The organism is Streptomyces cyaneofuscatus (assembly GCF_033109485.1).
Classification (GTDB): Bacteria; Actinomycetota; Actinomycetes; order Streptomycetales; family Streptomycetaceae; genus Streptomyces; species Streptomyces cyaneofuscatus.
In genome coordinates, this window is the sequence record NZ_CP137002.1 from 3,289,328 (window position 1) to 3,306,669 (window position 17,342).

Here is a 17,342-nt window from a genome sequence, read left to right on the forward strand (position 1 = left end):
GAGTTGAGGACATGGGCGTGAACGAATCCCTGCTGCTTCCCGTCACCGACGAGGACGGTGCGCCCTTCTGGGAGTACGCCGCCCGCGGCGAGCTGCGCGTCCAATCCTGCGCCGCCCCCGCCTGTGGCGAACTGCGCTTCCCGCCTCGGCCCTGCTGCCCGCACTGCGGCTCCTTCGACAGCGCGTGGCGGGCGATGAGCGGGCGCGGCCGGCTCTGGTCGTACGTGATCCCGCACCCCCCGCTGCTCCCCGCCTACGCCGAACAGGCCCCGTACAACGCCGTGTTGGTGGAGCTGGTGGAGGCCCCGCACATCCGTCTTGCCGGGAACGTCGTCGCCTCCGCCGACGCGCCGCTGAACTCGGTGGACCCGGGGCGGCTGCGGATCGGGGCGCCGGTGCGGGCGGTGTTCTGCCCGGTGGGACCCGACGGCTTCACGCTCGTCCGCTGGCTGCTGGAGCGGTGAGCGATGACCCTGCGCATCGAGCGGGACCGGGAGCGCGGGGTCGCGCTCGTGGTCCTGGACCGGCCTGAGAAGCTCAACGCCATCGACCTGGAGACGGCCGGGGAACTCGCTTCGCTCTGGCGGGAGTTGCGGTACGACGAGTCGGTGCGGGCCGTGGTCCTGACCGGGGCCGGCACCCGCGCCTTCTGCACCGGGATCGACCGGGGCGTGGAGGTCCCGCAGCCGCCGTCCCCGTACGCCATCGATGATCCCCTCCTGCGGATCGGGCCCAAGGCGAACGACCTGTGGAAGCCGGTGGTCGCGGCCGTGGAGGGGATGGCGTGCGGCGGGGCGTTCTATCTGCTGGGCGAGGCGGAGTTCGTCGTCGCCTCGCGTGAGGCGACCTTCTTCGACCCGCACACGACGTACGGAATGGTCTCGGCGTACGAGGCGATCGCGATGGCCCAGCGGATGCCGTTCGGGGAGGTGGCCCGGATGGCCCTGATGGGCACCGCGGAACGGGTGAGCGCCGAGCGGGCGTACGCGGTCGGGCTGGTGAGTGAGGTGACGGAGCCGGGCGGCGCGGTGGCGGCAGCGCTGCGGGCGGCGGCGGTGATCGCCGGGTACCCGACGGAGGCGGTGCAGGGCACGGTGCGGGCGGTGTGGTCGGCGAAGGAGGCGGCCAGGACCCAGGCGATGGCCCAGGCCCCGGCGCTGATCTCCCTGGGCAACCTGCCCCCGGACCGGCAGGCGGAGCTGTTCGGGGCGCGGGGCGGGGGCGGGGAGCCTCGGGTGCGGTGAGCGGGTGATGCGGGTGTGCGGGTGTGCGGGTGTGCGGGTGTGCGGGTGTGCGGGTGATCGTGCGGTCAGACCGCCTTGGCGGTCACTTCGCAGCGCTTGACCTTGGACACCTGGCCGGGGCTGTCCATCCGTACGGTGAGGGTGTCCTCCTCGCCGACGTTGAGGATCGTGGTGGCCTCGGCCGTGTCCACGGTCCTGCCGCGGGCGTCGACGAACCGCACGTCGATCTCGTACGCCTGCGTGCCCGGGTAGTTCGAACGCACCTCGAGCAGCGACGAGGTGACCGCCTTGCGCTTGCCCTTGCGCGGGGCGGCACAGCGGATGACCCGGACGTCGAGGGCTTCGTCGGACGCGGTGGGCGTCGGGGTCGAGTAGGAGCCGGACGAGCCGGAGGACGAGGAGTCGTCGTAGTCGTCGTCGCTGTAGTCGGTGTGGCGGTAACCGCTGTTGCTCTTCTTGGAGTTGGAGCAGCCGCCGCCCGAACTGCTGCCCTTGCTCTTGCTGCCCTTGCCGCCGCTGGTGGACGTCGAGAACCCGGTGAGCGCGAGCACCACCACGACCAGGACCGCCGCGAGCTTCATCTGTCGCCGCATCATGGATGCAGCCCCCCTTGTTGTCGTTTCCCGTGTGTTGTCGTTCCTCGTGCTGCCGTCCCTCAGCATGACGGATGGCCTCGGCATGTAGGTCATGGCCCTGTCACGGTCCGGTCATGGTCTGCGGGACGGGGCATCCTCACGGCGGTCGGCGGCGTCCGCGTGGCGGGGGTGATCGTCCGGGCGTAGCGTCGGCCGTGTGGGGGGTGTTCGCCGTACGCCGTTGGAGGCTGACGATGATCCGCAACATCCTCGGCTCACTCGTCGCCCTCGCCGGGGCGGCTTCCGCCGTGCTGAGCCCGTTCCGCGACTGGTACGACGGGCGGGCGGGGCAGGACTACCGGGTGCGGGACCTCTTCGAGGGCATCACCGCCACGGAGTCGGGGGTGCTGGTCTCGATCCTGCTGCCGTTCCTGTTCGCTGCGCTGCTGGTGATCGCGGGGGTGGTGCTCCGGTCGCGGATCGCGGTCGCGCTCGCGGGGCTGGTGGTGCTGGGCTTCACGATCCTGTGGATGGTCCGCCAAGGGCAGGCGGCGGGGTCGCTGACGGTGGGTGGGGACGGGGCGGGGTTGCAGGTGGGGGTGGTGAACGCGTTGGCGGGCGGGGTGCTGATGCTGATCGGGGCGTTGCTGATGCGGGGGCGGGGGCGGGGGGCGGCTCGGGCTCGGGCCCGCCGGGAGCGGGAGCCGGAGCCGGTGGAGCCGTATGGCGCGCCGCCGGCGGACCAGGTGGACATGTGGCCGCCGACGCAGGAGCCGGGGATGTCGACGAACACGTCGCCGTGGCCGGAGCCGGAGGTGGACCCGTACACGGGGCCCGACCCCCATGACCCCCGTACGCGGTCGTATCCGCAGGCCCCGCCGCCGGGCCGGGCCGGGGATCCTCGGGATCCGGTGCATCCGCCGCAGCGGCCGCCGGAGGCGTGACGGTCCCCGCGCCGAGGGTTCCGTCCTCAAACGCCGGACGGGCTGAGTTGGCTCAGGTGCGGGCCCTGTTGCCTGTCCCTGTGCCCTTCAGGGCGTCCAAGGCGTACACGCAGCGGTCCTTGCTGCATGCGTACACCACCCCCGCCTGCGCCACCGGCGAGCCCGTGATCTCGCCGCCCGTGGCCAGCTTCCAGCGGAGCTGGCCGCCTGCCGCGTCCAGCGTGTACAGCACGTGGTCCGCCGAGCCGAAGTGGACCCGGCCGTCCGCCACGACCGGGGCGCCCACCACGTCGCCGCCCGCGGCGAAGCGCCACTTCGGGGTGCCGGTGACCGCGTCCAGGGTGTAGAGCGCGCTGCCGCTGCCCACGTGGACGTTGCCCACGGCGACGAGGACCGGTTCCAGGGAGGCCCGGGCCTCCGTGGCGATGCGCCAGCGGTCCTTGCCGGTCGTCGCGTCGAGCGCGTACACAGTGCCGAGGTAGTCCGCGAAGTAGACCCCGCCCCCCGTCACCGCCGGGCCCGGCGCGAACGCGGGCGGGGACAGGAAGACCGCCGGGGACTCGAAGTGCCACCGCACCCGGCCGGAGACGGTGTCCACGGCCAGCACCCGGGTGCCCGCCGCGATGTAGACGTAGCCGTCGGGGGCCGGGGTCACCCGGACCGGGACGCCGCCGCAGGAGGCCGCGTCACCGATCGGGTACGACCAGCGCTCAAGCCCCGTACGGGCGTCCAGCGCGCGCAGCCGGGCGTCCTGCCAGACGTAGACCGTGCCGTCGTGGATGACCGGCGCGGCCTCCGCCGTCTCGAAGTCGCTCTGGGCCCCGGTGATCTCCCACAGCTTGTCGCCGTTGGACGCCTCCCACCCCTGGACGCCGCCGCCCCGGGTCGCGGTCAGCACCGTGCCCCGGTCGGCCTTGAGCGCGTACACCCAGGCGTCCGTCTGGACCCGCCACTGCTCGGCTCCGCCCGCCGCGTCCAGCGCGTACAGGGACGGGCCGTCCGAGGCGTGGATGCGGCCGCCCTCCACGGCCATCGCCCACGCCACGTCCCGGGTCTTGAACTGGCGGCGCCCGTTGCCGACGTCCAGCGCGTGGATCTCGAAGGACGTGACGTACAGCAGGTCACCGGAGACGACCGGCGTCCCCCACACGTCGTTGGACATGCGGAAGCGCCACGGCCGCCAGCGGTCGGGGGCCGCGGGTGCGGTGTCCGGGGCCGGTCCAGGAGCCGGGACGGCCGGTACGGGTGCCGTGGGCGCCGTGGGCGTCCCGGCCGCGCCGCTCAGGCCCGCGGGCGGGCGGACCCAGCCCGTCGCGGCGGCCGGATGCGCGGCGGCGGCCCCCCGGACCTCCCCCGCGCGCGGCCCGGGCCCGATCGGCGCCTTCGCCCCGGGCAGGTGGACGGGTCCGCTGTCGGGGGCCGGGGGCGAGGAGGAGAGCGGGGACGGCGGGCGCAGGTCGTTCCCGCCGCGCCACTCGGGTCCACGATCGGGAACGCGGTCCGGCGCGCGCTCCGGGGCGCGAGGGGGCTGCGGAGGGCGCGGCGGGGGCGGGGAAGGCGCGGGCGGGGCGGTGCGGCCGCCTCCCCGGCGCCGCTCGATCATGGCGGTGGCCGATGTCGGCAGCCAGGCCGACGCCGTACCGCTGTCGTCGCTGCCGGAGGCGAAGAGGTGCGGGGCGAGCTGGGCCTGGAGGTCGGCGGGGCTGGGCCGCTGGGTGGCGTCCGTCTGCATGCAGGACTCGATGAGCGGCCGCAGGTCGTCCGGCAGCCCCTCCAGGTCGGGCCCCTCGCGCAGCAGCATGAACACCGTCTCGACCGGGTTGGCCCCGTGGTAGGGGGCGTGGCCGGTGGCGGCGAAGACGAGCGTGGAGCCCAGCGAGAAGATGTCGCTGGCCCCGGTGACGCTGCGGGAGTCCCGGGCCTGCTCGGGCGACATGTACGCGGGCGTGCCGACGGCCACGTTCGTCATGGTCAGGCGGGTGTTGGAGACACCGGAGGCGATGCCGAAGTCGATGACGCGCGGGCCGTCCTCGACGACGAGCACGTTGGAGGGCTTCAGGTCGCGGTGGACGAGCCCGGCCCCGTGGATGGACTGGAGGGCCTCGGCGATCCCGGCGGCCAGCCACCGTACGGCCTGGGTCGGCATCGGACCGCACTCGTTGACGATCTCTTCGAGCGAGGGCGCGGGCACATAGGCGGTGGCCAGCCACGGCACGGCGGCGCGGGGGTCGGCGTCGACCACGGCGGCGGTGTAGAAGCCGCTGACCGCGCGGGCGGCCTCGACCTCGCGCGTGAAGCGGACCCGGAAGAGCTGGTCCTCGGCGAGCTCGGTCCGCACCGTCTTGATCGCCACCCGCCGGCCCGACGCCGACCGGGCGAGATAGACCAGCCCCATGCCGCCGGCCCCGAGCCGTCCCAGCACCTCGAACGGGCCGATCCGTCTCGGGTCGTGCTGCGTCAGCTGCTCCATCACGTGCCTGCCACCTCCCCGTACGGACCTCAGGAACGAAGCCCGCGAATTACCGCCCGTTACCGCCCGGTGCGATTTCCGGCCTGCGCAGCGTCTCACCGCTGGGCGCCACCTGGCGGTGCGCACCCTGATTCTTCCTGGCTCGGGCCCCGGTTGCGAACCCGGGGGCGGAAGTGGGTGTCTCATGTCACTTCGGCCGATTCTCGCCCACACCGGTACGCGCCGGGTGCATGCCGGGTACATGCCGGTACGCGGCAGGGTCAGGGAAGCAGCTCGCTCGGCTGGAGCACGGCGAAGAGGGCGCCCTGGTCGTCGACGAGGGCCGCCATCCGTCCGTACGGGATGTCGAAGGGCGGCGCGGAGACGCGGCCGCCGAGCTGGACGGCGAGTTCGGCCGCCGCGTCGCAGTCGGCGACGGTGAAGTAGGTGAGGAAGTAGCTGGGCAGCTCGGCGGGGAACGCGTCCGTGATGACGCTGCGGCCGCCGACGGCGGTGTCCGGGCCGGGTTCTTCGCCCTCGGGCGACCACATCCGGAAGTCGACCAGCGCCTCGGTGTCGCCGGAGACGTCGTTGCCCGCCTCGTCCAGGTCGGTGCCCCGGAAGCCGAAGACCTTCTCGTAGAAGGGGTCCACCTTCTCCGGCTGCCGGGTGTGGACCTCGGTCCAGCAGAAGGAGCCGGGCTCGTTCTGCTTCTCGAACCCTTCGCGCTCCTCCGGCTGCCAGAGGCCGAAGACGGCGCCCCCGGGGTCGGCCGCCTGGGCCACGATCCCGGCCTGCCCGGCCCGTACGGGGTCGGTGATGATCTGGCCGCCGTGTTCGCGGATCGCGGCGACGGTGGCCCGGATGTCGTCGGTGGCGAAGTAGACGCCCCAGGCCGTCGGCATCCGCCCGTCCTTCTTGGCGGCGAGCGCGGCGACGAGCCGGCCGCCGCTCAGGGCGTCCGCGAAGGGCATGCCGTCGCCCGCGCGGAAGGTCCAGCCGAAGAGTCCGCCGTAGAAGCGCTTGCCCGCTTCGAGGTCGGAGAGCTGCACGTCCACCCAGCACGGCGCCGAATGCGCGAATGCGGCCATGGGGCCCGGTCCTTCCGTCGCGGTTCCGTCGCGGTTCCGTCGCAGTGATGCCCGTCACAGTCAACGTAACGTCACGCCCGGTCCGGCGCGCCCCGGCGGACGCCGAACGACCCCATAGGGAACATTTGATCGGATAATGAAGGCGTGGTCACCATGTGGACGAAAGTTGTCCACCGAAGTTGTCCACAGGCTGTTGATAACACTATTGCCGGAGGGCATGAACAGGCCCCGCGGCCGGCAACCGGGCCCCGGAACAGGACCTCGTGCGCCACCTCGTACGCCACCTCGTACGCACCGCCGCCGCATCGGCCGAAAATGATCGCCTCCGGCCCCCCGCACCCCGCAGTTCCTGCGGCGTTCCCCATTTGCAGTCGGCCGAATCGCGCTCCCATCGGCCCTCGGTAAGCTGACGGCATGACAGGACAAGTACGTACCGTCGACGGCCGCGTGGCCGGTCGACGCGGTCAGGCGACGCGGCAGAAGCTGCTCGACTGCCTCAGCGAGATGCTCAGCTCCTCGCCGTACCGGGACGTCAAAGTCATCGACGTCGCCCGGAAGGCCGGGACTTCACCCGCGACTTTCTACCAGTACTTCCCCGATGTGGAAGGCGCCGTCCTCGAAATCGCCGAGGAGGTCGCCAAGGAGGGCGCCGGACTGACCGAACTGGTCGCCGGACGCCCGTGGGTCGGCAAGGCCGGCTGGCAGACGGCCGAGGAACTCGTCGAGGGATTCCTCGACTTCTGGCGCCGCAACGACGCGATCCTCCGCGTGATCGACCTCGGCGCGGCCGAAGGGGACAAGCGGTTCTACAAGATCCGCATGAAGATCCTGAACTCGGTCACCAACTCCCTCACCGATTCGGTGAAGGAGCTCCAGGCCAAGGGCAAGGTCGACAAGGACATCAGCGCCGCCGCGATGGCGGGCTCCCTGGTCGCGATGCTGGCCGCGGTCGCCTCGCACCAGAAGGGGTTCACCACCTGGGGTGTGAAGCAGGCCGAACTGCGCCCGAACCTGGCGCTGTTGGTGCACCTGGGCATCACCGGCAAGAAGCCCACCAAGTAGCCGACCCGGTACGCCCCAGCGGTACGCCCTGCCTGCACGTCCTACCTGCATGTCCTACCGGCACGTCCTGTCTCACCGACGGCGGACCACCACGCACTCTGCCGGTGGTCCGCCGTCGGTGTTCCCGGACACCCACGGCGGACGGGCCCGGCGAACGGACCCGGCGGACGGCGAACGGCGGACTACCGCCGATCCAGCCGGAACAGCCGGATCTGCCGCTCCACCCGCGCCTGGTACGCCGCGTACGGCGGCCAGAAAGTCAGCGCCACCCGCCACACCTCCTCCCGCTCCGCCCCCTCCAGCAGCCGCGCCCGCACCGGAATGTCCCGGCCCCGCCAGCTGATGACGGCCTCCTCCGGGCGGGCCAGCAGATTCGCGGTCCAGGCCGGATGCCCCGTACGGCCGAAGTTGCTGCCGACGAGGATCCAGGTGCTCTCGGACTCCCCCTCCGGCATACAGGCCAGCGGGGTCACCCGGAGCCGCCCGCTGCGCGCCCCCGGCACCGCCAGGACGAGCCCCGGCAGCATCCGGGCGCTGGGCAGCACCTTGCCCCGGGTGAGCCGGTGGACGGTGCGGTCCAGGACGGGGACGACGTGCGGGGCGATCCGGGCGAAGGCGCGGGTCGAGGAGACCTTCTGGATCAGCCGAGCACCACGCATACCGGTTCCGGTCATCGGACGGCCACCCCGTGCACCAGGCCGTCCGGCGTGACGTTCCCGAACAGCCCGGCCTGCCCCGCCGCATGGTCGCGCAGCCGGTGTACGGGCCCGAAGAGCAGCTCATCGCCCGCCGCCCGCTTCACGTACAGATGCGCCTCGTGCTCCCAGGTGAAGCCGATACCGCCGTGCAGCTGTACGGCCTCACCGGCCACGGTCCGGGCCGCCTCCAGCGCCTGGGCCAGCGCGAGCGGCCCGGCCGCCGGGTCCCAGGCGGCGTGGTACGCGGCGGAGCGGGCCGCCTCCACCCGTACGTACAGGTCGGCGAGGCGGTGTTTGACGGCCTGGAACGACCCGATGGCCCGGCCGAACTGCTCGCGCTCCTTCACGTACGCCACGGTCCGCTCCAGCGCGCCCGCCGCCGCCCCGACCGCCTCGGCGGCGAGATGGGCGGCGGCGGTGCGCCCGGTGGCGGCGAGCGCACCGCAGACGTCGCTGGCCGCCTCGTCCTCCCCCAGGAGCTCGGCCGGGGTGTCGCGCAGTTCGACGCGGGCGAGGGGGCGGGTCTCGTCCATGGAGGTCAGGCGGGTACGGGTGAGCCCTTCGGCCTCGGCGCGGGCGAGGAAGAGGAGCGTCCGGCTCCGCGGATAGCCGCCGGTGTGGGCGGCGACCAGGAGGAGCCCGGCGCTGTGCCCGTCGAGCACCCGGTCGGCCTCCCCGTAGAGCCGCCAGCCACCATCGCCGAGTCGGGCCTGAACACCACCGGCCCGCCCGCCGCCCGCCCAGCCTCCGGTGCGGTTGTCGGCGGTGAGGCCGAGGGCGGCGGCCATCGACCCGCCGGGGACGGCGAGGGCGGCGGTGAGGGCCCCATCGGCGATCCGGGGCAGCAGGCCGGCGCGCTGTGCCTGGGTGCCGAGGGCGGCGATCAGGGGCGCGGCGAGTACGGCGGTGGCGAGCAGCGGGGAGGGCAGCAGGGCGCGGCCGGTCTCCTCGCAGGCGAGGGCGAGCTCGGTGGCGGTGCAGCCGGCCCCGCCGTACTCCTCGGGCAGCGCGAGCCCCGGCAGCCCGAGCTCCTGGGCGAGCCGGCGCCACAGGGCCCGGTCGTGGCCCTCGGCGGTGCGTACGGCGGCGCGGACCTCGCCGGGTCCGCTGTGCTTGGCGAGCAGGTCGCGCAGGGTGCGGCGGATCTCGTCCTGTTCCGCGGTGAAGGCGGCGTCCATCGTCGGGCTCCTCCCCTCAGGAACCGGCGGCCCCTGATCTGACGGTGCGTCATATTAGGTGCGGGGAACGGCAATTCCCAGCCTCCCGTACGCGCACGGAGGTACGGAAGTCGCGCGCACGACCCGGTTGCGGCCACCCGTACCTGATGTACCGTCAGATTCATGTCTGCTTCCTTCTCCCGCCTCCCCCGCAAGGTCGCTGTCGTCGGCGTCTCCCTCGCGGACTGCGGACGGGTCGACGACGCAACCCCGTACGCCCTGCACGCCCAGGCGGCCCGGCGTGCGCTGGCCGATTCCGGCCTGGACCGCTCGGTGGTCGACGGCTTCGCCTCCGCCGGGCTCGGGACGCTGGCCCCGGTGGAGGTCGCGGAGTATCTGGGGCTGCGGCCCACCTGGGTCGACTCCACGGCGGTGGGCGGCGCCACCTGGGAGGTGATGGCCGCCCACGCGGCGGACGCGATCGCGGCGGGCCGGGCGAAAGCCGTACTCCTCGTCTACGGGTCGACGGCCCGGGCCGACATCAAGGCGGGCCGCCGCACGTCGAACCTGTCGTTCGGGGCGCGGGGACCGCTCCAGTTCGAGGTCCCGTACGGGCACTCGCTGATCGCCAAGTACGCGATGGCCGCCCGCCGCCACATGCACGCATACGGCACGAAGCTGGAGCAGCTCGCCGAGGTGGCGGTGACGGCCCGGGCGAACGCGGCGGCGAACCCGGAGGCGATGTTCCGGGACCCCATCACGGTCGACGAGGTCCTCTCCGGCCCGATGATCGCGGACCCGTTCACCAAGCTGCACTGCTGCATCCGCAGCGACGGGGGGTGCGCGGTGCTGCTGGCGGCCGAGGAGTACGTACCGGACACGGCAAAGGCGCCGGTATGGATCCTGGGCACAGGTGAGTCCGCCTCCCACTCCTCCATGTCGGAGTGGGAGGACTTCACGGTCTCGCCGGCCGCCGTCTCGGGCCGCCTGGCCTTCGAACGGGCCGGGGTACGCCCCTCGGACATCGACCTGGCGGAGATATACGACGCGTTCACGTACATGACGCTGGTGACGCTGGAGGACCTGGGGTTCTGCGCGAAGGGGGAGGGCGGCGCGTTCGTGGAGAAGGGCCGCACGGGCCTGCGCGGCGAGCTCCCGGTGAACACGGACGGCGGCGGCCTCTCCGCCTGCCACCCCGGGATGCGCGGCCTGTTCCTGCTGGTGGAGGCGGTACGCCAGTTACGCGGCGAGGCCGGCGCCCGCCAGGTCCACAAGGCAGGCGGCCGCCTCCCTGAGCTGGCGGTGGCGTCGGGGACGGGCGGCTGGTTCTGCTCGTCGGGGACGGTGGTGCTGGGGCGGGGGTGAGGGGGGCTTCAGGGGACGGGGCCCGACGGACCCGCAACGGCTGGGGATCAGGCCGACCCGCAACGGCTGGGGATCAGGTGGAATGGCCCCATGAGCGAAGCCGCCGCACCCGCCCCGCGCCCCTTCTCCGCCCTCCTGCACGCCCAGCGCGTCTGGGACACCGAGCTGCCGGACTTCGACCCGGCCACCGCCCCGCCAGCGCCCCTCCCCCTCTTCCACGCGTGGTTCGCCGACGCCGTGGCGGCCGGGCAGCCCGAGCCGCACGCGATGACGCTGGCCACGGCGGACGCAGACGGCCTCCCCGACGTACGCACCCTGCTCCTCCACGGCGCCGACGAGCGCGGCTTCCACTTCGCCTCGCACGCCACCAGCGCCAAGGGCCACCAGCTCGCCGCCCGCCCGTACGCCGCGCTCGGCTTCTACTGGCCGAGCCTGGGGCGCCAGGTACGGGTGCGGGGCCCCGTCGTCCGCTGCACCCCGGCCGAGAGCCACGCCGACCTGCACGCCCGGTCCACCGGAGCCCTCGCCGCCGCCCTGACCGGCACACAGAGCGAGGTCGTGGAGTCCGTGGCGGCCCTGCACCGGGCGGCCGACGCGGCCTGGGAGCGGGCCCAGGCGGAACCGGACACCGAGGCTCCGACCTGGACCCGGTACGTGGTCGAGCCGGCCGAGGTGGAGTTCTTCCAGGGCGATGCCCGGCGCCGCCACATCCGGCTCCGCTACCGCCGTATGGAGGCCCCCACGGAGGCCCGCGCGGCAAGCGGCTCACAGACCGGCCCGGAGACCGGCGGCTGGACCCGCGAGCTGCTCTGGCCCTGAGGAACATCCGTACCAGCTCGTGGGCCGGCCGGCCGGAGCCGCCCATCGTGCGGCCCCCGGTCGGCCGTTCTGGTCCTAAGCGCTGGTCAGTACCTTTCGTACGCCGTCGGTGACGCCCTGCAGATCACCGGTCGGGTTCACCCACTGATGCAGGTCGTGCTCGGTCAGGATGACCGGCCCGGTCTCGGCGACGGTGACGGCGAAGTTGAACTGGCGGGTGGTGGTACCCCGGCTGTTCTCGTAGTCGAAGTGCCCGAGGTACCGGTCCACGGAGGAGACGGTAAGGCCGGTTTCCTCCTGCGTCTCCCGCCGGGCCGCGTCCAGGAGGCTCTCCCCCGCGTCCACGTGCCCGGAGGGGATCTCCCACAGGCCGCCCATGAAGTCGTCCGGCTTGCGGCGGACCAGGAGGATGCGGTCGGCGTCGGCGACGACGGCCGCAGCCACGAAGGTGGTGATGCCCTCGGCTTCGGCCTCCTCCGTCAGGGTTCGGGCGAGGTCGGAGGTCACGGTCACAGAAGCTCCTTGTGGTGTTCGCTGACCTTCCTGGCCGCACTGACGTACTGGTCGGCCAGTTTCAGATCCTGTTCACGGTGCCAGACGGGCAGCTTGATCGTGTGCAGGTGAGCCTTCTCAGCGATGGGGAAGTCGCCGGGCCGGTAGCGGCTGCGGACGGCCGGGTAGCCGGGGAAGAGGTGGGAGGGGTGCTGGTAGAGCGGGAGCTGGTTCAGAGGGCGGGTGGAGCCGGGCAGGTCGAACTCGGTCGCACCTTCCGCTACGAGGGCCTCATGGAACCGGTCGAGGGAGAGGCCGCTCAGCCGGTCGGGCCGGTAGGTGACGGTCAACGCGTACCAGGACGACTTCACCCCTTCGGGCAAGGGGGTGAATTCCAGCCCGGGTATCCGGCCGAGCCCTCGAATCAGGTGGGCGGCAATCTCCTCGCGGCCGGCGAGGCAGGCATCCAGGCGGGCGAGCTGGTCGTGGGCAAGGGCTGCGGCCAAGGGGTGGATACGGAGCTTGAGGCCGGCTCCGGTGACCGCGTACCGCGCGAGCGGATGGTCTTCCGGGATCTCGTTCCTGGCCCGCTTGTTGTAGTGCGCGAACGTCAGGATCCGGTAGTAGGTGTCGGCATCGTCGGTGAGGACGAAGCCGCCCTCACCGCCGGACAGAGGCTTGGGGCCGTTGAGGGAAAAGGCCCCGGCCAGGCCGAACGTGCCGACCTTCTGCCCACCGTGGCTGGCCCCGTGGGCGTGCGAGCCGTCCTCCAGCAGGTCGAGGCCGCGGTCTCTGGCCAGCGCGGTGAGGTCGGCCATGTCGGCGGGCTTGCCCCACAGGTGGGTGACCATGATGGCGCGGGTGCACGGGGTGATCAGCTCGGCCACCCGGGCGGGATCGATGTTGCCGTCCGGGAGCGTCTCGCACAGAACCGGGACCGCGCCGAGCTGGAACAGCGGCGAAGCGGTGGCGTGGAAGGTCCAGGCGGGAACGATGACCTCGTTGCCCGGTTGGACGCGGGCGGCCCAGTAGGCGGCGTGCAGGGCGGCGGTGCCGGAGCTGGTGGTGATCGCGTACCGTGCGCCGAAGTAGTCCTGGAGGGCTTCTTCCAGGTCCGCGACGATCCCGGACCGGCCGGGGAGGGAGATGGCCGAGTCCAGCTGGGCCAGTACCTTCGCGCGGGTGATGTCGTCGATCGGGGGCCAGGTGAAGTGAGGGCCGCCGGTGGTGACGGCCGGGGCGCCCCCGAGGAGGGCGAGGGGACTGGTCACAGCATCTCCTTGGGGTCGATGTAGCGGCCCGCGGCTTTGGACTCGTAGCAGGATGCGATGAACGCGGCGTGCGCCAGGTGCTGTTCGGGGCCGGATACGTTGGGGCGTTCTCCGTCCAGGACCCGGCAGAAGTAGTCGATCTGTGCGGTGGCGACGCTGGGGGCGCACGGGCGGGTCAGCTCCTCCACGACCGTGCCGTCCAGGGCGAGCCGCTGGACCGATCCCTTCGTCAGCACCACCGAGCCGCCCGTCCCGACGACCCGCAGGGACTCCGTCTTCGGCGCCATCCACCGCGACAGGACGAGCGATCCGTACAGGCCGGAGTCGTAGCCGAGCTGAACGACGGCGGTGTCCTCAGCGTCGTACCGGCCCTCGGGAAGGGCGGTGGCGGAGAACTCCGCGATGACCCGGCTGGGCAGGCCGAAGTACCACAGCAGCAGGTCGATCAGGTGGTAGCCCATGTCAAGGATGCAGCCGCCACCGGCCTGCCCGAGGTCCCCGCGCCATCCGGCGCCGGGGTCGGGCGTGTGGAACGAGTAGTGCCCGCCGACCAGGAACGCGGTCCCGATCTGGTCCAGCATCCCGGCCACGCTGGTGTAGATCGGGTTGAACCGGCGCTGGAGCGTCACCATCAGCTCCACCCGCCCGTCCTGGCAGATCCCGGTCAGTTCTCGTGCCTCCTCGACGGAGGTGGCGAACGGCTTCTCCTTGAGGACGTGGACGCCGGCGGCGGCGCACTCCTCGATCACCGCGCGTCCGACGTGGTGGGGGACGGCGACGATCACGAAGTCCGGGGCCGTCTCGGCCAGAAGGTCACTTGTCCGGGTGAACCCGGGAACTCCCAGGGTGTCCGCTCGCTCGTGCAGGATGTCCGGGTTGTTGTCGCATACCGCGACGAGTTCGGCCCGGCTGGAGCCGAACAGGCCGGGCAGGTGATCTTCGGCGGCCTGGCGGCCCAGGCCGATGATCGCAGCGCGTCGTCTCATGCTCATTCGCCTTCCACTCAGGGGAGGAGCGCGTTCTGCTTCGCGAGGAACGTGTCGAGGAATGACGAGTACAGCGCCAACTCAGCGTCCAGCCATAGATGTCAGCTGTAGTCCCGGGGTTGTCCCGTCGGTACGCCCGGTAGCCTGGCGGTCACCGTCAATGATGGGATCACTCCCGTGGACGACCCGATCCGGCACCCTCTCGCCTACGCCCGCGTCCTACGCGGCTGGTCCCAGAGCGAACTCGCAGCGCGCTTGCACCGCGCTGCCGCGATGCGCCCCGAGGGTCTCCGCTCGGGCACCGATAAGGCGGCCATCAGCAGGTGGGAGAACGGCCGCAAGACGCCGAGCATCGAATCTCAGCTCCTGATCGCGGACGCCTTCGACGTTCCCGTCTCCGACCTGGAGCGGTACCCGTGGCCCCACTGGCTCCCGGGCCGGGACGACCCGGCGCCGCTCGGGGCGGCGTACACCGTCCAAGCACTTCGAGACGCACAGAGGGCCGCGATGAACCGCGAACGCCGTACCTTCCTGACCTACAGCGCGCTCGCCCTTGCCGGGTTGGCCTCCCAATGGGCCACGCTCGAACCCGACCGCCTCACCACCGCACTCGGTGGACGCCGCGTCGATGACGAGCTCGTGGACTGGCTGGAGGACACCAGCACCCAACTGACCGCCCTGCCTACCGAGCAGCGCCAGCACACCATCAAGCTGATGGACGCCCACCTGACCACCGTGACCGACCTCCTCGAAGGCGCCCGCTACAGCGAGGCCACCGGCCGCCGGATGCACCGCCTGGCGGCCTCCCTCTCCAGCACGTGTGGCTGGTACCGCTTCGACCAGGGCGAGCACTACGCGGCCGGAAAGCTGTGGAACGCGGCTCTCACGAACGCGCACACCGCCCGCGACCGGGACCTCGGGGCCGGGGTCCTGTCCGACTTCGCCTATCAGTCGATCTGGCTCGGCCGGCCTGAATCCGCGGTGGCCCCCCTGAGCCAGGCCTTGATCCACACGCGGCACCCCACCGCCCGCTCGCTCCTGCACCTGCGCAGGGCACGAGCTCACGCCGCGCTCGGGGCCGCTGCCGACTGCCACCGCGACCTCGCCGCCGCCGAGACCGCCCTGCTGACCGACGCGGCCGACCCGGCCCCGGTCTGGTGCCGGTGGATGGGCACGGCTGATCTGGCCGTGGATTCCGGCCAGTGCCTCCTGGACCTCGGCCGCACCGAAGAGGCACGAGCCCGTATCGACGAGGGTCTGGCTCTGCTTCCACGCGCCCGGGACAAGACGCGTGGCGTCTTCCGCACCTATGAGGCACGCAGCCTCCTTCAGGCCCGCGAAGTCGAACGGGCACTCGTCGTCAGCACCGAGTCACTCGACCTCGCCACCCGCATCGGTGCCGACCGATGCGTCACCCTGGTCCGCGAACTGGCCCCCGCCTTCACGCCCTACCGGAAGGTAGAAGGCGTCCCAGCATTCCTCGATCGGCTCCGGACCGCCTGAGGCGGCCCCGCCGCCGCCCCACCTGCCCCCTTAACCCGGTTTCAACAAGAAGGGGGCACTATGGGAGGAAGGCGAGTCGCTGGAGGTACCGATGCCACGAGCCCGTTCCCGCTACGCCCCCGACCGGGGCCTGACCGGCCGCATGGTCACCACCATGTTCCTGATCGGTCTGCTCTACGTCGTCTTCGTGGGCGTGCTCCTCGCGGCCCTGCGCGGTTCCTGGCCGATCATCCTGATCATCACGGGCGGCCTGTTCATCGCCCAGTTCTGGTTCAGCGACCGCATCGCGGCGTACGGCATGGGCGCCCGCGAGGTCACCCCCGAACAGGCCCCCGAGCTGCACGGCACCATCGACCGCATCTGCGCGCTGGCGGACATGCCGAAGCCCAAGGTGGCCATCGCCGAGAGTGACGTACCGAACGCGTTCGCCACCGGCCGCAGCGAGAAGACCGCCCTCGTCTGCGCGACCACCGGCCTCCTGCGCAGACTGGAGCCGGAGGAGCTGGAGGGCGTCCTCGCCCACGAGATGTCGCACGTCGCCCACCGGGACGTCGCCGTCATGACGATCGCCTCGTTCCTCGGCGTTCTGGCGGGCATCATCACCCGCATCGCGCTCTGGGGCGGCTTCGCGCGCAGCCGTCCCGGCAACGACCCGGCCGGCATCCTGCTCCTGCTCATCCCGCTGATCAGCGCCGTCGTGTACGCGATCAGCTTCCTGCTGACCCGGCTGCTCTCCCGCTACCGCGAGCTCTCCGCCGACCGCGCCGCCGCGCTCCTCACCGGCCGGCCCTCCGCCCTCGCGTCGGCCCTGACGAAGGTCAGCGGGCAGATGGCCCGCATCCCGACCGAGGACCTTCGAAAGGCGGAGCCGTACAACGCGTTCTACTTCATGCCCGCGTTCTCCGCGAAGGAGTCCCTGGGCCGGCTGTTCTCCTCGCACCCGACGCTGGAACAGCGCCTGGACCAGCTGTCCCGTATCTCCACCGACCTGTCCCGATAAGAGCCTTCAAGGAGTCACGCCCGTGGGCCTGCTCGACGCCATCCTCGGCCGCAGCAAACCCGTCCGCCCCGACCTCGACCAGCTCTTCGCCGTCCCCTCGGCCGCTCTCACCCTCCAGGCCGCCACCGGGTTCACGCCGACCGGCCTGGGCTCGGTCTGCTTCGCGGGCGTGGAAGGCGGCGGTTTCGCGCGCCTCCAGGAGGACGTACGGGAGCTGCTCGACGCGGACACCGAGCGGGGCGGCATCCCGGTGGAGTTCAGCCGGGACCCGTACGGCTACACCTGGCTGCTCGCCAGCCACCCGGCCGACGACACGGCGAGCCTGGTCAACGACCTGCACGCGGTGAACACCCTGCTCCAGGAAGGCGGCTTCGGCCCGCACCTGCTGTGCTCGCTGATCGGCTTCCGGGACGCGGAGGGCGCCGACGGTGCCGACGGTGCCGACGCCGCCGAGGGGCGGTCGCTGGCGCTGGTCTACCTCTACAAGCGCGGCACGTTCTACCCGTTCGCCCCGCTGCCCGGCGACGCCGAGAAGCGGGACAACCAGCTGGAGCTCCAGGTACGGGGCGCCCTCGGCGACGACCTCCGGGTGGAGAAGGACCTGTCCCGGTGGTTCCCGGTGTGGGGGGCGCCGGGGCTGTGATCCGGTATCCGCAGCACACCGTGCAGCTTGCCATGCTGCATAT

Annotated in this window: 17 protein-coding genes; 9 read left to right on the forward strand and 8 right to left on the reverse strand. The window is 72.2% G+C overall.

Going from position 1 to position 17,342, the window contains the following annotated elements:
* Positions 1-11: 11 nt before the first annotated feature.
* Both R2B67_RS14150 and R2B67_RS14155 read left to right on the forward strand, forming a co-directional pair.
* A complete protein-coding gene (locus R2B67_RS14150; RefSeq protein WP_317818234.1) occupies positions 12-464 on the forward strand; it encodes a Zn-ribbon domain-containing OB-fold protein in 453 nt (150 codons plus the stop codon).
* Between the two features lie 3 nt (positions 465-467).
* Positions 468-1,244, forward strand: coding sequence for an enoyl-CoA hydratase/isomerase family protein (locus tag R2B67_RS14155; RefSeq protein WP_317818235.1), 777 nt, complete (start codon positions 468-470; stop codon positions 1,242-1,244).
* 65 nt (positions 1,245-1,309) lie between these two features.
* Here R2B67_RS14155 and R2B67_RS14160 read toward each other — a convergent pair whose 3' ends face one another.
* Positions 1,310-1,840, reverse strand: a complete 531-nt coding sequence (locus R2B67_RS14160) for a hypothetical protein (RefSeq protein WP_317818236.1) — start codon at positions 1,838-1,840, stop codon at positions 1,310-1,312.
* 233 nt (positions 1,841-2,073) lie between these two features.
* On the opposite strand from R2B67_RS14160, the gene R2B67_RS14165 reads away from it, so the two are divergent.
* The gene (locus tag R2B67_RS14165; protein ID WP_317818237.1) at positions 2,074-2,763 is read left to right on the forward strand and encodes a hypothetical protein; all 690 of its coding nucleotides are present in this window, start codon (positions 2,074-2,076) and stop codon (positions 2,761-2,763) included.
* Between the two features lie 52 nt (positions 2,764-2,815).
* Here the strand turns inward: R2B67_RS14165 and R2B67_RS14170 are convergent, their stop codons facing one another.
* Both R2B67_RS14170 and R2B67_RS14175 read right to left on the reverse strand, forming a co-directional pair.
* Positions 2,816-5,233 (reverse strand): protein serine/threonine kinase AfsK, encoded by a 2,418-nt coding sequence (locus tag R2B67_RS14170; RefSeq protein ID WP_317818238.1) that lies wholly within the window; start codon positions 5,231-5,233, stop codon positions 2,816-2,818.
* A 260-nt stretch (positions 5,234-5,493) separates the two neighbouring features.
* Positions 5,494-6,303 carry a VOC family protein gene (locus R2B67_RS14175; RefSeq protein WP_317818240.1) on the reverse strand — a complete coding sequence of 270 codons (810 nt, stop codon included), beginning with the start codon at positions 6,301-6,303 and terminating at the stop codon, positions 5,494-5,496.
* A 414-nt stretch (positions 6,304-6,717) separates the two neighbouring features.
* Here R2B67_RS14175 and R2B67_RS14180 point away from each other — a divergent pair, with 414 nt between their 5' ends.
* Positions 6,718-7,365 (forward strand): TetR family transcriptional regulator, encoded by a 648-nt coding sequence (locus tag R2B67_RS14180; protein ID WP_026241229.1) that lies wholly within the window; start codon positions 6,718-6,720, stop codon positions 7,363-7,365.
* Between the two features lie 182 nt (positions 7,366-7,547).
* Here the strand turns inward: R2B67_RS14180 and R2B67_RS14185 are convergent, their stop codons facing one another.
* On the reverse strand, positions 7,548-8,039 hold the full coding sequence (locus tag R2B67_RS14185; RefSeq protein WP_317818244.1) for a nitroreductase family deazaflavin-dependent oxidoreductase: 492 nt from the start codon (positions 8,037-8,039) through the stop codon (positions 7,548-7,550).
* Positions 8,036-9,241: an acyl-CoA dehydrogenase family protein gene (locus R2B67_RS14190; protein ID WP_317818246.1), complete on the reverse strand. Its 1,206-nt coding sequence runs from the start codon at positions 9,239-9,241 to the stop codon at positions 8,036-8,038. Before R2B67_RS14190 ends, R2B67_RS14185 begins: the two co-directional genes overlap by 4 nt.
* 162 nt (positions 9,242-9,403) lie before the next feature.
* On the opposite strand from R2B67_RS14190, the gene R2B67_RS14195 reads away from it, so the two are divergent.
* Positions 9,404-10,585 (forward strand): thiolase C-terminal domain-containing protein, encoded by a 1,182-nt coding sequence (locus R2B67_RS14195; protein WP_317818248.1) that lies wholly within the window; start codon positions 9,404-9,406, stop codon positions 10,583-10,585.
* Positions 10,586-10,675: 90 nt separating this feature from the next.
* Positions 10,676-11,404 carry a pyridoxine/pyridoxamine 5'-phosphate oxidase gene (locus tag R2B67_RS14200; protein WP_317818249.1) on the forward strand — a complete coding sequence of 243 codons (729 nt, stop codon included), beginning with the start codon at positions 10,676-10,678 and terminating at the stop codon, positions 11,402-11,404.
* A 75-nt stretch (positions 11,405-11,479) separates the two neighbouring features.
* Here R2B67_RS14200 and R2B67_RS14205 read toward each other — a convergent pair whose 3' ends face one another.
* The 3 genes from R2B67_RS14205 to R2B67_RS14215 are packed head-to-tail and all read right to left on the reverse strand — an operon-like array spanning position 11,480 to position 14,153.
* Complete coding sequence (locus tag R2B67_RS14205; RefSeq protein WP_317818250.1) at positions 11,480-11,917, reverse strand: NUDIX hydrolase; 438 nt, start codon at positions 11,915-11,917, stop codon at positions 11,480-11,482.
* Complete coding sequence (locus tag R2B67_RS14210; RefSeq protein ID WP_317818251.1) at positions 11,914-13,167, reverse strand: DegT/DnrJ/EryC1/StrS family aminotransferase; 1,254 nt, start codon at positions 13,165-13,167, stop codon at positions 11,914-11,916. The genes R2B67_RS14205 and R2B67_RS14210 overlap by 4 nt, the downstream gene beginning before the upstream one ends.
* Complete coding sequence (locus tag R2B67_RS14215; protein ID WP_317818253.1) at positions 13,164-14,153, reverse strand: Gfo/Idh/MocA family protein; 990 nt, start codon at positions 14,151-14,153, stop codon at positions 13,164-13,166. Before R2B67_RS14215 ends, R2B67_RS14210 begins: the two co-directional genes overlap by 4 nt.
* Positions 14,154-14,330: 177 nt before the next feature.
* Here R2B67_RS14215 and R2B67_RS14220 point away from each other — a divergent pair, with 177 nt between their 5' ends.
* The 3 genes from R2B67_RS14220 (at position 14,331) to pspAB (ending at position 17,299) form a co-directional block, all read left to right on the forward strand.
* Complete coding sequence (locus tag R2B67_RS14220; RefSeq protein WP_317818255.1) at positions 14,331-15,656, forward strand: NsdA family TPR-like regulatory protein; 1,326 nt, start codon at positions 14,331-14,333, stop codon at positions 15,654-15,656.
* A 91-nt stretch (positions 15,657-15,747) separates the two neighbouring features.
* Complete coding sequence (htpX, locus tag R2B67_RS14225; RefSeq protein WP_018510731.1) at positions 15,748-16,656, forward strand: zinc metalloprotease HtpX; 909 nt, start codon at positions 15,748-15,750, stop codon at positions 16,654-16,656.
* 22 nt (positions 16,657-16,678) lie between these two features.
* The gene (gene pspAB / locus R2B67_RS14230) at positions 16,679-17,299 is read left to right on the forward strand and encodes a PspA-associated protein PspAB (RefSeq protein ID WP_317818257.1); all 621 of its coding nucleotides are present in this window, start codon (positions 16,679-16,681) and stop codon (positions 17,297-17,299) included.
* The last annotated feature ends 43 nt before the right edge of the window (positions 17,300-17,342 follow it).

Excerpts from the sequence above, each read along its gene's own strand:
- R2B67_RS14150 (WP_317818234.1), top strand. The coding sequence starts at position 12 with ATGGGCGTGAACGAATCCCTGCTGCTTCCCGTCACCGACGAGGACGGT.
- R2B67_RS14155 (WP_317818235.1), top strand. The coding sequence starts at position 468 with ATGACCCTGCGCATCGAGCGGGACCGGGAGCGCGGGGTCGCGCTCGTG.
- R2B67_RS14160 (WP_317818236.1), bottom strand. The coding sequence starts at position 1,840 with ATGATGCGGCGACAGATGAAGCTCGCGGCGGTCCTGGTCGTGGTGGTG.
- R2B67_RS14165 (WP_317818237.1), top strand. The coding sequence starts at position 2,074 with ATGATCCGCAACATCCTCGGCTCACTCGTCGCCCTCGCCGGGGCGGCT.
- R2B67_RS14170 (WP_317818238.1), bottom strand. The coding sequence starts at position 5,233 with ATGGAGCAGCTGACGCAGCACGACCCGAGACGGATCGGCCCGTTCGAG.
- R2B67_RS14175 (WP_317818240.1), bottom strand. The coding sequence starts at position 6,303 with ATGGCCGCATTCGCGCATTCGGCGCCGTGCTGGGTGGACGTGCAGCTC.
- R2B67_RS14180 (WP_026241229.1), top strand. The coding sequence starts at position 6,718 with ATGACAGGACAAGTACGTACCGTCGACGGCCGCGTGGCCGGTCGACGC.
- R2B67_RS14185 (WP_317818244.1), bottom strand. The coding sequence starts at position 8,039 with ATGACCGGAACCGGTATGCGTGGTGCTCGGCTGATCCAGAAGGTCTCC.
- R2B67_RS14190 (WP_317818246.1), bottom strand. The coding sequence starts at position 9,241 with ATGGACGCCGCCTTCACCGCGGAACAGGACGAGATCCGCCGCACCCTG.
- R2B67_RS14195 (WP_317818248.1), top strand. The coding sequence starts at position 9,404 with ATGTCTGCTTCCTTCTCCCGCCTCCCCCGCAAGGTCGCTGTCGTCGGC.
- R2B67_RS14200 (WP_317818249.1), top strand. The coding sequence starts at position 10,676 with ATGAGCGAAGCCGCCGCACCCGCCCCGCGCCCCTTCTCCGCCCTCCTG.
- R2B67_RS14215 (WP_317818253.1), bottom strand. The coding sequence starts at position 14,153 with ATGAGACGACGCGCTGCGATCATCGGCCTGGGCCGCCAGGCCGCCGAA.
- htpX (WP_018510731.1), top strand. The coding sequence starts at position 15,748 with ATGCCACGAGCCCGTTCCCGCTACGCCCCCGACCGGGGCCTGACCGGC.